Raw genomic sequence first — 12237 nt, forward strand, 5'->3', positions numbered from 1 at the left:
GCCCCGCCCCCCCCCCCCCCCGCCCCGGGGGGGGGGGGGCGCGGGCAAATAAACACCCCCCTCCCCCCGGGCCGGGCGCGCGGGCCCCCCACAACCCGGCCCCAACCCCCCCCGCGCCGTTCTCTTTCGACACGGTGGGCGGTTATCTACGGGTTGGGGGGCCCGCGGCCCGCCACCCCGGAATGCCTGCTCCGGGATACAGAACGATACGCAATTGCGAGCTATTCTCATCAATGATGTAATGGGCAGTCCCCGTCCGCCTCGAACCGTGCCGTGAGCCGTCCCGCCCTTTCCACCGTGCAGCAGCAACAGAACCGTGGCTTCTGGCTGCGGACGCTGCACCAGTGGCACTGGATCAGCTCCGCGGTTTGCCTGATCGGCATGCTGCTGTTCGCGGTGACCGGCCTGACGCTCAACCATGCCGCGAAGATCGAGGCCAAACCCCAGGTGCAGAATCAGCGTCTGGAACTGCCGGCCGATCTGCTTGGACAGCTCGGCACGCGCGAAGACGGCAACGCGCCGATCCCGCGCCCGGCCCGGCACTGGCTGGACACGCAGCTGGGCATCGCCATCGGCGGCCGCCCGGCCGAATGGTCGGCCGAGGAGATCTACCTGTCGCTGCCGCGCCCCGGTGGCGACGCCTGGCTGAGCATCGACCGCGAAACCGGCGCGGTGGAGTACGAATCGACCTCGCGCGGCGTGGTCTCCTACCTCAACGACCTGCACAAGGGCCGCAACGCAGGCCCCGCATGGGGCTGGTTCCTGGACCTGTTCGCCGTGGCCTGCCTGGTGTTCTGCATCACCGGCCTGTTCCTGCTGCACCTGCATGCGCGGCAACGGCGCATGACCTGGCCGCTGGTCGGCCTCGGCCTGATGATCCCGCTGTTGATCGCCCTGCTGCTGATCCACTGACTTCCACCGTGAATTCCATCCGTTCCTCCGGAGCCGCCCCATGCGCGTCACCCTGACCATCGCCCTCAGCGGCCTGCTGGCCACCTCGCCGGCCTATGCCACCACCCTCGACATCAACGTCGAAGTGCCCAAGCTCAACGTGGCCGAATACCACCGCCCGTATGTGGCGGTGTGGCTGGAAGGCGCCGACCAGAAGGTCGCGGCCAACCTGTCGGTCTGGTACCAGCAGACCAGCAACAGCGAAGGCCACGGCACCAAGTGGCTGCCCGACCTGCGCCAGTGGTGGCGCAAGAGCGGCCGCACCCTGCAGGTGCCGGTGGACGGCGTGACCGGCCCGACCCGCCCGGCCGGCAAGCACGCGCTGTCGTTCAACGACAGGCAGCCGGCACTGAAGCAGCTGGCCCCCGGCAACTACACCCTGGTGGTCGAAGCAGTGCGCGAAGTCGGCGGCCGCGAACTGCTGAAGATCCCCTTCACCTGGCCGGCCACCGCCGCGCAGAACGGCAAGGCGCAGGGCGCCACCGAACTGGGCCAGGTCACCCTGTCCGTCAAACCCTGAAATGGGGACGGAGGGGATTAAGTCGTAATCCCCTTCTCCTTGCCGCATCACCCCGCATCCACTGGAGTCCTCCGCATGAAGCGCACGCTCGTCCTCGCCGCCGCCCTGGCCGCTGCCCTTCCCTTCTCCGCCCTGGCCCACAAGGCCTGGCTGCTGCCCTCGCAGACCGTGCTCGCCGGCAACGCACCGTGGGTCACCGTCGACGGTGCGGTCTCCAACGACCTGTTCTACTTCAACCACGTGCCGCTGCGGCTGGAATCGCTGGTGATCACCGCGCCGGACGGCAGCACCGTGCAGCCGCAGAACGCGGCCACCGGCAAGTACCGCAGTGTGTTCGACATCGAACTGAAGCAGCCGGGCACCTACCGCATCGCGTCGGTCAATGACGGCCTGTTCGCCACCTACGAGCAGAATGGCGAGCGCAAGCGCTGGCGCGGCAGCGTGGCGACCCTTGGCGAACTGCCCAAGGACGCGAAGAAGCTGGAACTGAGCCAGTCGATCGGCCGCGTGGAGACCTTCGTCACCAACGGTGCACCGAACGATACCGCGCTGAAGCCGACCAACCGGGGTATCGAGCTGGTCGCTGTTGGTCACCCGAACGACCTGTTCGCCGGCGAGGAAGCCACCTTCCGCGTGCTGGTCGATGGCAAGCCGACCGCTGGCCTGGAGTTCGAGATCGTGCGGGGCGCCACCCGCTACCGCAACGCACAGGACGAACTGAAGCTCACCAGCGACGCCAAGGGCGAGATCAAGGTGACCTGGCCGGAAGCCGGCATGTACTGGCTGGAAACCGGCACCGAAGACAACAAGACCTCGGTGAAGCAGGCCGCCAAGCGCCGCCTGAGCTACGTCGCCACGCTGGAAGTGCTGCCGCAGTGATGTGGACCACGATGCCGGGCACACCCCGGCATCGCCGCCACGACGCATCACCATGACTGATCCCCAGCTCGACATCGCCCGCCTCGGCGGCACCACCATGGGCACCACCTGGAGCGTGTCGCTGGTCGCGCCGCGCCAGCGCGACCTGCACCCACTGCATGCCGGCATCCAGGCGCGGCTGGATGCGGTGGTGGCGCAGATGAGCACATGGGAGCCCGGCTCGAACCTGAGCCGCTACAACCGCACCAACACTGGCCAATGGTGTGTACTGCCCGCCGAAACGCGCCACGTTCTGGCCTGCGCACAGGCCATCGCTGCCGCCAGTGACGGCGCCTTTGATCCCACCATCGGTCCGCTGGTTGCGCTGTGGGGCTTCGGTGCACACGCCGGCGAGCGCCGCCCGCCCGACGACGCTACCCTGCAGGCCACGCGTGAGCGTTGCGGTTGGCGGCGCCTGCAGTGGCAGGGCGATGCGCTGCTGCAACCGGGTGGACTGGAACTGGATCTCTCTGCGATCGCCAAGGGCTTCGGCGTCGATCACGTCGCCGCGTGGCTGCGCGCGCAAGGCATTGCTGCAGCATTGATCGAGGTCGGCGGCGAACTGGCCGGCTACGGCCGCAAACCGGACGGCCAACCGTGGCGCGTGCTGGTGGAATCCGCACCGGAAGAGGATACGCACACCGAAACCCCGCCACGGGTGCTGGCGCTGGACGGCAAGGCGGTGGCCACTTCGGGCGATCGCTGGCACCAGTACCAGGCCAATGGCGAGGCCTACAGCCACAGCCTCGACCCGCGCAGCGGCACGCCGGTGCGCCAGGTCGCCGCAGCGGTCACCGTGGTGGCAGACGACGCGATGCATGCTGATGCCTGGGCCACCGCACTGACCGTCCTTGGTCGCGAACACGGCATGGCACTGGCCGAGCGCGAAGGCCTGGCTGCACGCTACCTGCAGCGTGCAGCGGACGGCGCGCGGGAGTTCCTCAGCAGCGCCTTCCAGCGCCTGCTCGACGAGCAGGATGCATGAGCACCCGGCCGTCACGCGCCTGGCTCGGCAACGGCCTGGTCCTGCTTCTGCTGGCGCTGATCGGTTGGGCGTTGCTGCGCCTGCATCTCGGCGAAGCGTGGTGGCACGGCGCGCCGCCAGCGCGGCAGTCGCAGATCGCGGTGCTCGCTACGGCGTTGTATGCGCTGGCCTGCGCCGCACTGTGGTGGCGTGGGCGCCCGCGCGACGATGCCGCCTCCGCTGACGCCGCACCGATCCTGCTGGTCTGGTCCAGCCAGACCGGTTTTGCCCGCGACCTGGCCGAACGCAGTGCCGAGGCCCTGCGTGGTGCCGGCGTGCCGGTGCGCGTGCGCGGCCTGCATGAGGTCGACGCCACCTTGCTGGCCGGCAGCCAGCGTGCATTGTTCATCGCCAGCACCACCGGCGAAGGCGATCCGCCCGACCACGCCCTGCCGTTCCTGCGCGGGGTGATGGCCACGCCGCCTTCACTGCAGCACCTGCACTACGGCGTGCTCGCACTGGGCGACCGCAGCTACGGTCACTTCTGCGGATTCGGCCACCAGCTTGACCAATGGCTGCGCCAGCACGGCGCGCATCCGCTGTTCGATGCGATCGAGGTCGACAACGCCGATCCGGCAGCGCTTCGTCATTGGCAACAGCTGCTGGGACAACTCGGCGGCGGCGCCAGTGAACTGCCCGACTGGAGCCCGGCCGAATACCAGCCGTGGACGCTACTGCAGCGCGAACATCTGAACCCGGGCAGCCCCGGCGGTCCAGTGTATTGGTTGCGCCTGCGGCCACCGGCCGGCGCAGATGTGCAGTGGCAGGCCGGCGACATCGCCGAGATCGGCCCGCAGCACGCATCGCACACCGTGCGTGCCTGGCTGGACGCACAATGCTTCGATGCGGATACCGTGCTGGATGACGGGCAGACGTTGCTGGCGCGTGTCGCGCGCTCGCACCTGCCCTCATTGGTTCCCCCGGGTGATCTGCCCGCTTTGCTGGCGACCCTGCAGCCGCTGCCGCATCGCGAGTACTCCATCGCCTCGGTGATGGCCGACGGCGCGGTGGAGCTGCTGCTGCGTCGCCAGCTTCGCGCCGATGGAACACCCGGCATCGGCAGCGGCTGGCTGTGCGACCACGCGGTCATCGGCGCGCCGGTGCAGCTGCGCCTGCGCCGCAACGACAATTTCCACGGCGTCGCCGCCGAGGTACCGCTGCTGCTGATCGGCAACGGCACCGGCATCGCCGGCCTGCGCGCGCACCTGCACGAACGCGTACGCAGTGGCGCGCGCCGTACCTGGCTGCTGTTCGGTGAGCGCACTGCCGCGCATGACTTCCACTTCGGTGAAGAACTGCAGGCGATGCTGGAAGACGGCACGCTGGCGCGGCTGGATGCAGTGTTCAGCCGCGATGGCGGTGTGCATCGCTATGTGCAGGACCGCCTGCTGGCCGAAGCAGCAACACTGCGGCAGTGGATGGATGAAGGCGCGACGATCCTGGTCTGCGGCAGCCTGCAGGGCATGGCCCCGGCGGTGGATGCGGTGATCGAGCAGGTGCTGGGGACTGCGGACAAGGAAGCGCTACTGCTGGCCGGTCGTTACCGGCGCGATGTGTATTGAGCTCACCGCATCCACGCATGGCGTGGATCTACTGAACGGCGTGTCCGGGCAGCGTGGCAATCGCACACCCGTAGATCCACGCCATGCGTGGATAGCGCCCACCGGCGCCGAGGAATCATCCCGCCGCCGCACTGACCCGGATCGCCAGCAACTCGCCCCCGCCCTGCAACGCATGCCTTTGCCGTTCACCGGCCGCCAACCACGCGGTATCGCCAGCGTGCATCGGCGGCAGGCCACTGTCGGCACCGAACGCCGCCTGACCGGCCAACAGATGCAACGCCCAGGCCACGCCCGGTTCGCAGAAGAAGAACATCGCGCCCACCAGCGGCCGATGCAGTAGTTCGGCCTGCAGCAGGTCGCGCTTCCACATCAGGTTGAAGTCGTGGGTGGTGCCGTCGACCAGTTCGCCGTGCAGCGTTTCCTCGCCCGCAAAGCGCACGCGCCCATGCGGCGGCAGGACTTCGGCCACGCGGCCATCCTCGAAGCGCAGGCGCACGCCATTGCCCTGCAGCAGCACCAGCTCGCGCTCCACGCCGGGAAACGCGGAGAACGCGGCGTCCAGCTCGATCTCGGCCACCGACAGGCGCAGCGCCCAGTCATTCCCCTGCGCAGGCAGGCGCAGGATCTCGCGGGTCCAGCCAAGTCCATTCCGCCAGCGTTCGCGGCGATAGTCCAGGCTGGAAATGACCTGGCTCGGAGTGTGCAGCAGGGAGTCGATGTTCATCCACGCATTGCATCATGCCGCGCGCCGTCGTGCATCACCGCGTGGCCAGCGTGCCCTGGCCGCCGCACCCGCCGGCCAGCAGCTGCGAGTGTTTCAACCAGTCCTGGTCGGGGTAATAGGCGAACACCATCGTGCCGCCACGCAACGCATCGATCAGTGGCTTGGCCACCGACAGGCGCACCGCCGGACAGCCCAGGCTGCGGCCCAGCCGCCCCTGCAGCTGCGCGGTGGCCGGGTTCACATATGGCGCGCCGTGGATGACGATCGCGCGTTCGCGCGCGCGGTCATTGAAGCCCGGTTCCAGCCCGGCCAGGCGCAGCGAATACCCGTTGCCGCCCATGTAGGTCTCCTGCGCGGTGAACGCGCCGAGGCTGGACATGAAACTGCCATCGCGGTTGGAGAAGTGCTCGGTGCGGTTCTCGCCGCTGTTGCGGCCATGCGCCACCCATTCCTCGAACAGCAGGCGCTGGTGGGCCAGGTCGAACACCCACAGGCGCGGCTCGGTGGACGGTCGCGAGTAATCGATAACGCTCAGTCGGTCACCGTTGATGCCAAGCTCCGGCCGCTGCAACGCACAGCGCATGGCCTGCGCCGCCAGCTGCAACACGTGGCGGTCGGCCTTGGGCGCACTGCGCGACAGCAAGGCAGCCAGATCATCGGCACTGGTGGCGAGGGCGGGCGTCTGTGCCAGCGCCGGGGCGCTGGCCGAGGTCGCCAGCAGGCCGAACGCGGCCAGCCGGCACAGGCGGGATGCAGTCATGGGCACAACGAGGGGACTCAGTTGCCCTTGAGGGTGGACCCTGGCGGCTCGGATTCCAAGACCGGCTGCATTCCGGATTCAGCCGGGCTTGGGCGGACCGCCGGCAGCGAGGTCACCAGCAGGGTCGTGCCCGGCACCAGCACCCGGTACAGCTGGCGGGCGAACTCGGCCGGCAGCGCCATCGGCAGCGAGGGCGTGGCCAGCAGGTCCGGCGTGGCCTGGGCGCGGTCCTGGCCCAGCAACGGGTAGGCCGTCCACTGGTGCAGGCGCTGGTTCACGTCCAGCGGGCTGGGCGTATCGCTGTAACCCTGCCCCATCACGAACAGGGTGGTGCCCTGGAAGGCCGGCAGCGCGTCGGCCTTCAGCGGCGACTCGCCGATCATCACGCCATCGCGCAGCACGTACAGGCGCTGGTCGTGCAGGCTGACCAGGATGCCGACCTGCCCGGCCGGCGCCGCGCTGTCGTTCCACCAGGCCTGTGCCGACGCCCCACCCTCCGTCTCCGGCAGGGCCTGGCCGCGTGCATTGACCGGCGCCAGCACTGACGGATAGGCCAGGGTCATCGGCGAGCTCTTGGCATCGGCCACCACGACGGTATCGCCACGCTGGGTTTCGCTGAACAGCTTCTGCGCGAAGGCCTGCGGCAGGCGCACGCAGCCGTGCGAGGCCGGATGCCCGGGCAGGCTGCCGCCATGCAGGGCGATGCCATCCCAGGTCAGCCGCTGCATGTACGGCATCGGCGCGCTGTTGTAGAGGTTGGACCTGTGGTCCTTGTCCTTCTGCAGGATGGTGAACACGCCGGTCGGTGTCTCGTGCCCGGCCTTGCCCGAGCTGATCGTGGTCAGGCCGATGGCAATACCGTTGCGGTAGACGTAGGCACGCTGCTCATCGAGGCTGACCACCAGCACGATCGGGCCGGTCGGCGAGATTTCCGGATGCCACAGGTATTCGCCCGGCTTCAGGTCGGTCGGCCCGCGTACCTCGGCGGTGCCGGCGGTGGCGGCTGCGGGCTTGGCAGCCGGTGTCGTCGCAGCGGCATGGGCCAGCAGCGGCAGGGCCAGTGCAAGGGCGAGCATCAGGGTCGTGGGGCGGTGCGGAAGCATCCAGCGCGGGTCCTTTCCATGCAGAGCGGCCACCGTACACCATCGGCCCGTGGTGGCCGCGGCAAAACCTGGCGCCAGAAATGAAACTGCCCGGCGACACAGCCATGTGTCGTACCGGGCAATCGTTACGTCCTTGTCGGCCTGCTGCCGCCCCCTCGCATCCTGCGCTGTGGGGGTAGCGTTGCATCCTGCACGCGGCCGCGTCTGTCCTGTTTGTATCTCAGCCCCTTCCACAGGTCTGTGATGCCACCATCCTGGTGATTGGTGCCGCGTCCTGCGGCGGTCGGTGGTCACGGCCTTCCTGTCCGCGACCGGTGAACCAGCCTCCTGCCGGTTCCGACGATTCCTGCTGTCAGCGCCTGGGTACGGTCCGCACCGGTACCGATCCGGGTACCGGATCCGCCGGCAACAACCTGTTGCCTACGGTGATCCGCTGTCGATTCCGTTCGACGATCGCTTTCCCTATCCCCTTCACCTGCGCCAGGTCCTCGACGCGATGAAACGGGCCGTGTCTGCGCCGGTGCTCGACGATCGCCTCGGCCTTGGCGGCCCCGACCATCGTCAATCCCTGCTGCAGCGCCTGGGCATCGGCGCGGTTGATGTCGATCGGTTCGGCGGCATGCGCCCCAGCGATCCCCACTACCAGCACCAGTGCCCTCAACACGACACTCCAAGGCACGACGTGTATCTCCCTGTGATTCTGGCCGCCCCGACCGGCAATCCCGTCGGCAGGAACAGTGTCCGTCACCACATGTGCACAGCCTATCGGTTTCCCGGATTTCCGTAAGCCAGCCAAATACCCGACGTGATGTAGGAAAAACCCTACCCGTGGCACAGGCGTAGAATGGCCGGATCAGCCCATGCAACCGGAGTTTCAGATGGACAGCGCCAAGCTCGGCCAATTCGTCAATGACAAGTGGGACAGCGAAATCGTCCCGCAGTTGGTCGACTACATCCGCATTCCCAACAAGTCGCCGATGTTCGACGCCAATTGGGTGCAGAACGGCTATATGGAACAGGCGGTCACCCTGATGGAGAACTGGGCCAGGGCCCAGCAGCTGCCCGGCCTGAAGGTTGAAGTGGTGCGCCTGGAAGGCCGTACGCCGCTGATCTTCCTGGAAATTCCCGCGACCGGCGCCGAAACCGGCGACGACACCATCCTGCTCTACGGCCATCTGGACAAGCAGCCGGAAATGACTGGCTGGGATGACGGTCTCGGCCCGTGGACGCCGGTCCTTCGCGGCGACAAGCTGTACGGCCGCGGCGGTGCGGACGACGGCTACGCCATCTTCGGCTCGCTGGCCGCCGTGCTGGCGCTGCAGGCCCAGGGCCTGCCGCACGCCCGCTGCGTGGTGCTGATCGAGGCCTGCGAAGAGTCCGGCAGCTACGACCTGCCGGCCTACGTCGACCACCTGGCCGAGCGCATCGGCAAGCCCTCGCTGGTGGTCTGCCTGGATTCGGGCTGCGCCAACTACGACCAGCTGTGGTGCACCACCTCGCTGCGCGGCCTGACCGGCGGCAACTTCACTGTGAAGGTGCTCAACGAAGGCGTGCACTCCGGCGATGCCTCCGGCGTGGTGCCGTCCAGCTTCCGCCTGCTGCGCCAGCTGCTGTCGCGCATCGAGGACCAGGACACCGGCCGTATCCTGATCGACGGCATGAACGTGGAAATCCCGGCCGAACGCCTGGAACAGGCCAGGCGCGCGGCCGAAGTGGTGGATACCGAGATCTTCGAGAAGTTCCCCATGGTCGACGGCCTGCGTCCGATGAACGAGGACCTGACCGAGCTGGTGCTCAACCGCACCTGGCGCCCGGCGCTGTCGGTCACCGGCGTGGGCGGCATGCCGCCGCTGGAATCGGCCGGCAACGTGCTGCGCCCGCAGACCTCGGTGAAGCTGTCGCTGCGCCTGCCGCCGACCGCCGATGGCAAGACCTGCGGCGAGCTGCTGAAGGAAGCGCTGCTGCGCGACCCGCCGAACGGCGCGCAGGTCACCCTGGACCTGGAAAAGGCCTCCACCGGCTGGAACGCCCCGGCCATGGCGCCGTGGCTGACCCAGGCCATCGACGATGCCAGCCAGGCCTTCTTCGGCAAGCCGGCGATGTACATGGGCGAAGGCGGCTCGATCCCGTTCATGGGCATGCTCGGTGAGAAGTTCCCGGGTGCGCAGTTCATGATCACCGGCGTGCTCGGCCCGCACTCCAATGCGCACGGCCCGAATGAGTTCCTGCACATCCCGATGGGCAAGAAGGTCACCGCCTGCGTGTCCAAGGTGATCAGCGAGCACTACGCCGCCAGCCTGCGTGGCGAGACCAGCGGTTCGCCGGTGGCTGCCGACAGCGGCACCCGCCACGGCGACCACGGCTGCTGCTGATCCGGCACCGGTGACGGACGCAGCCTGGCCTTGCTAGGCTGCGTCCACACTCAAGCGGAATCCGCGCGCATGAATGGTCTGTTCGGCAGCAGCAGCTGGTTGTACATCCTGCTGGTCGGCTTCTTGGTCGGCCTGCTCGGGCGTTTCTTCATGCCCGGCAACAACCGCATGGGCTGCCTGCTGACCATCGTGCTGGGCATCCTCGGTGCACTGCTGGCCGGTTGGTTCGGCCAGTACATGGGCTGGTACGCCCCCGGCGAACCGGCCGGTTTCCTCGGTGCGGTAGTGGGCGCGGTGGCCGTGCTGGCCGTCCTGCGCCTGTTCAGCGGCCGCCGCTGACCCCGTCCCTCCTTCTCCCCTCCTGTTCCCGACGTTGGCGCGCCCAGCGCCCCCGGATATGCCCGCATGACCGAATCCGCCTCCGATCCCCAGCGCAGCGCGCGGCGCCTGCAGTGGGCCCGTACCCAGCTCGACGATGCCAGCGCGGTGGTCGAGCGCGCTTCGGTCGATGCCGGCATGCGCAGCTACTGGCGCACGACCAGCACCCGTGGCAGCCACATCGTGATGGACGCCCCACCGGGGCTGGAAGATCCGCGGCCGTGGCTGCGCATGCGCGGCCTGCTGCACGACCACGGCCTGCGCGTGCCTGCATTGCTGGCGCAGGACCTGGAGGCCGGCTTCCTGCTGCTGGAAGATCTCGGCGGCCCGACCCTGGCCAGGATCCTCGACGAGCGCAACGCCGATGAATGGTTCGGCCGCGCGATCGAACAGCTGCTGCGCCTGCAGGCGATTCCGGTACCGGCCGACTTCGGCCAGTTCGGCGAAGCGCTGCTGCAGCGCGATGCCGGCCTGTTCGACGAATGGTTCCTGCAGCGTCACCTGAACCTGGAACTGGACTGCGGTGAGCTCGAGGGGCTACAGCTGGTGCATCGCCGGTTGATGGACAACGCGCTGGGCCAGGCCCAGCTGATGACCCACCGCGATTACATGCCGCGCAACCTGATGCCGGTCGACGACGGCCCCGCGGTGCTGGATTTCCAGGACCTGGTGCGTGGCCCGATCGCCTACGACGCGGTGAGCCTGTTCAAGGACGCCTTCCTGAGCTGGCCGCTGCAGCGCGTTGACGAGTGGCTGGCGCAGTACCACGAACGCGCGCGCGACGCCGGCCTGCCGGTGCCCGACCGCGCCACCTTCCTGCGCGATGCCGACTGGATGGGCATCCAGCGCCACGTGAAGATCCTCGGCCTGTTCTGCCGCTTGCGCTACCGCGACAACAAGGGCCATTACCTGGACGACGCACCGCGCTTCATCGGCTATCTGGATGAAGTGCTGCCACGCTATCGCGAGCTGGCCCCCCTGCAGCAGCTGCTGGAAAACCGCATCAAGCCGGCGCTGGCCGACCTGGGCGCACCGATGCGCGTGGCCCGATGAAGGCGCTGGTCTTTGCCGCCGGGCTCGGCGAGCGCATGCGCCCGCTGACCCTGCACACACCCAAGCCGCTGCTGGAAGTGGCCGGCAAGCCACTGATCGTCTGGCACCTGGAGCGCCTGGCGGCGCTCGGCGTACGCGAGGTAGTGGTCAACACCGCGTGGCTGGCCGAGCAGTTCCCGGCGACGCTGGGTGATGGCAGCCAGTGGGGCCTGCGCCTGCATTTCCTTTACGAAGGGCAGACCCCACTGGAAACCGGCGGCGGCATCCTCAATGCACTGCCGGTGCTGGGCGATGCCCCGTTCCTGGTGGTGAACGGCGATATCTGGACCGATTTCAATTTCGCCACGCTGCCGCGCGAGCCGCAGGGCCAGGCACACCTGGTGCTGGTCGACAATCCGGTTCAGCACCCGAACGGTGACTATCGGCTGGATGCACAGGGCCTGCTGCACCACGACCGCGCAGGGCCATGCCTGACCTATGCCGGCATCGGCGTGTACCGCCCCTCGATCGTGGCCGACTGGCGCGCGGTGATCGGCGATGCGCCGGGCAGCGAGCGGCTGCCGCCGAGGTTCTCGGTGGTGCCGCTGCAGAAGCATTTCATGGCGCAGGGGTTGATGACGGGGCAGCACCATCGGGGGCGTTGGACCGATGTCGGGACCGTGGATCGCCTGCGCGCGCTGGATGTGGAGCTGGCGGCGAACGGCTGAGCCCCTCGTGGCTGGACTCATTGAAAGCAGAAGCCGTGCTTGGCCGGTCGGGGTGGGCTGCGCAGGGGACGCTGCAAGTCCCCCTCCGGGGCCCGGCCCAGCCGCTGGCGGCTGTGCGTTCGGGCGCTTGCGAAGCAGTGCTTCGCAAGCAAAGCGCCCTCACCC

The 12237-nt window shown here is 68.4% G+C and carries 13 protein-coding genes; 9 read left to right on the forward strand and 4 right to left on the reverse strand.

All coding sequences use genetic code 11. The annotated features are described in order from the left end of the window. Positions 1-273: 273 nt before the first annotated feature. The 5 genes from RCF13_RS02775 to RCF13_RS02795 all read left to right on the forward strand — a co-directional run bounded on the left by RCF13_RS02775 (position 274) and on the right by RCF13_RS02795 (position 4975). On the forward strand, positions 274-912 hold the full coding sequence (locus RCF13_RS02775; RefSeq protein ID WP_061479228.1) for a PepSY-associated TM helix domain-containing protein: 639 nt from the start codon (positions 274-276) through the stop codon (positions 910-912). Positions 913-952: 40 nt separating this feature from the next. Then, positions 953-1471, forward strand: coding sequence for a DUF2271 domain-containing protein (locus RCF13_RS02780; protein WP_134969320.1), 519 nt, complete (start codon positions 953-955; stop codon positions 1469-1471). 75 nt (positions 1472-1546) lie between these two features. Continuing rightward, complete coding sequence (locus tag RCF13_RS02785; protein ID WP_134969321.1) at positions 1547-2350, forward strand: DUF4198 domain-containing protein; 804 nt, start codon at positions 1547-1549, stop codon at positions 2348-2350. A 52-nt stretch (positions 2351-2402) separates the two neighbouring features. Then, a complete protein-coding gene (locus RCF13_RS02790; protein ID WP_134969322.1) occupies positions 2403-3374 on the forward strand; it encodes an FAD:protein FMN transferase in 972 nt (323 codons plus the stop codon). Beyond that, a complete protein-coding gene (locus RCF13_RS02795) occupies positions 3371-4975 on the forward strand; it encodes a sulfite reductase subunit alpha (protein WP_231352593.1) in 1605 nt (534 codons plus the stop codon). The genes RCF13_RS02790 and RCF13_RS02795 overlap by 4 nt, the downstream gene beginning before the upstream one ends. 115 nt (positions 4976-5090) lie before the next feature. On the opposite strand, the gene RCF13_RS02800 is transcribed toward RCF13_RS02795, so the two are convergent. The 4 genes from RCF13_RS02800 to RCF13_RS02815 form a co-directional block, all read right to left on the reverse strand. Further along, positions 5091-5699, reverse strand: coding sequence for a HutD family protein (locus tag RCF13_RS02800; protein WP_134969029.1), 609 nt, complete (start codon positions 5697-5699; stop codon positions 5091-5093). Between the two features lie 34 nt (positions 5700-5733). Then, complete coding sequence (locus RCF13_RS02805; RefSeq protein WP_134969028.1) at positions 5734-6459, reverse strand: murein L,D-transpeptidase catalytic domain family protein; 726 nt, start codon at positions 6457-6459, stop codon at positions 5734-5736. 17 nt (positions 6460-6476) lie between these two features. After that, positions 6477-7562: a L,D-transpeptidase gene (locus RCF13_RS02810; protein ID WP_134969027.1), complete on the reverse strand. Its 1086-nt coding sequence runs from the start codon at positions 7560-7562 to the stop codon at positions 6477-6479. Positions 7563-7914: 352 nt separating this feature from the next. Further along, positions 7915-8241 (reverse strand): helix-hairpin-helix domain-containing protein, encoded by a 327-nt coding sequence (locus tag RCF13_RS02815; RefSeq protein ID WP_032953992.1) that lies wholly within the window; start codon positions 8239-8241, stop codon positions 7915-7917. Positions 8242-8440: 199 nt separating this feature from the next. Between RCF13_RS02815 and RCF13_RS02820 the strand changes: the two genes are divergently transcribed. The 4 genes from RCF13_RS02820 to murU all read left to right on the forward strand — a co-directional run bounded on the left by RCF13_RS02820 (position 8441) and on the right by murU (position 12072). Beyond that, complete coding sequence (locus tag RCF13_RS02820; protein ID WP_134969031.1) at positions 8441-9934, forward strand: M20 family metallopeptidase; 1494 nt, start codon at positions 8441-8443, stop codon at positions 9932-9934. A 69-nt stretch (positions 9935-10003) separates the two neighbouring features. Next, positions 10004-10273: a GlsB/YeaQ/YmgE family stress response membrane protein gene (locus tag RCF13_RS02825; protein WP_061479236.1), complete on the forward strand. Its 270-nt coding sequence runs from the start codon at positions 10004-10006 to the stop codon at positions 10271-10273. 66 nt (positions 10274-10339) lie between these two features. Next, positions 10340-11365: a phosphotransferase gene (locus RCF13_RS02830; protein ID WP_134969026.1), complete on the forward strand. Its 1026-nt coding sequence runs from the start codon at positions 10340-10342 to the stop codon at positions 11363-11365. Beyond that, complete coding sequence (gene murU, locus RCF13_RS02835) at positions 11362-12072, forward strand: N-acetylmuramate alpha-1-phosphate uridylyltransferase MurU (protein WP_134969025.1); 711 nt, start codon at positions 11362-11364, stop codon at positions 12070-12072. Before RCF13_RS02830 ends, murU begins: the two co-directional genes overlap by 4 nt. Positions 12073-12237: the final 165 nt, after the last annotated feature.

The sequence above is a fragment of the Stenotrophomonas maltophilia group sp. RNC7 genome, assembly GCF_030910085.1.
Classification (GTDB): Bacteria; Pseudomonadota; Gammaproteobacteria; order Xanthomonadales; family Xanthomonadaceae; genus Stenotrophomonas; species Stenotrophomonas sepilia.